This is a genomic window from Streptomyces malaysiense, from assembly GCF_000980885.2.
Classification (GTDB): Bacteria; Actinomycetota; Actinomycetes; order Streptomycetales; family Streptomycetaceae; genus Streptomyces; species Streptomyces malaysiense.
This window is the reverse complement of the sequence record NZ_LBDA02000200.1, coordinates 1-1048: the sequence shown is the minus strand read 5'-3', so window position 1 is coordinate 1048 and position 1048 is coordinate 1. Positions and strand designations below refer to the sequence as shown.

Annotated in this window: 1 protein-coding gene; it reads left to right on the top strand. The window is 74.0% G+C overall.

What is annotated here, in order from left to right:
* Positions 1–52: 52 nt before the first annotated feature.
* Positions 53–1048 (top strand): AMP-binding enzyme (locus VT52_RS34900; RefSeq protein WP_240510044.1); only part of this gene is annotated, 996 nt, incomplete at its 3' end.

Below are 1048 nucleotides of genomic sequence, written 5' to 3'. Positions count from 1 at the left end.
GCACGTCCTGGACGCGCGACTGCGCCCCGTCCCCCCGGGCGTCACAGGAGAGGTGTATGTCGCGGGTGCCGGCCTGGCCCGCGGGTACGTGCGTGAACCGGCCCTGACCGCGACCCGTTTCGTCGCCGACCCCACCGGCGGCGGGCGGCGCCTCTACCGGACCGGCGACCTGGCGCGTTGGGGCCGCGACGGTCAACTGGTGTACGCGGGCCGGGCCGACGACCAGGTCAAGGTGCGCGGCTTCCGGATCGAGCCGGGCGAGGTGGAGGCGGCGCTGGCCGCCCACCCGCAGGTCGGCCGGAGCGTGGTGACCGTCCGTGAGTCGGCCACCGGAAGCCAGCAGCTCGTCGGCTACGTCGTCGCCGCCGACCCCGCCGCGGCCCCCGACCCGTCGACGCTCCGTGAGTTCGTGGCCGAGCGGCTGCCCGACTACATGGTTCCCGCGGGCGTCGTCGTCCTGGACGCGTTCCCGCTGAACACCAGCGGCAAGCTCGACCGCGAGGCCCTGCCCGAGCCGGAGTTCGGCACGGCCGCGTCGGCCCGACCGCGTACCGCCGTGGAAGAGGTCCTGTGCACGGTCTCCGCCGAGGTGCTGGGGCTGGACTCGGTCGGGGTGGACGAGTCGTTCTTCGATCTGGGTGGCGACTCGATCGTGGCGATCCAGCTGGTGGCGCGGGCCCGTGCCGCGGGGCTGGTGTTCACGGCGCGCGACGTCTTCCGCTGGCGGACGGTCGAGGCACTGGCGTCGGTGGCGGCGACGTCCGGCGACCCGGCGGCCGCCGGTGCGGCCGAACCCGACGACGAGGCGACCGGCGAGGTCCCCGCGACGCCGGTCGTGGCCCTGTTCGCCGAACGGAACGGCGTCCTCGACGGCTTCTACCAGTCGATGGGTGTGCGGGTGCCGGTGGGTGCGGGGCTGGATGTGGTGGAGGGTGCTGTTGGTGCGGTGGTGGCGCGTCACGATGTGCTGCGGTTGCGGGCGGTGTTGTCCGTGGACGGTGTGTGGCGGATGTCGGTGCCGGACGTGGGTGAGGTTTCGGCTGGTGGT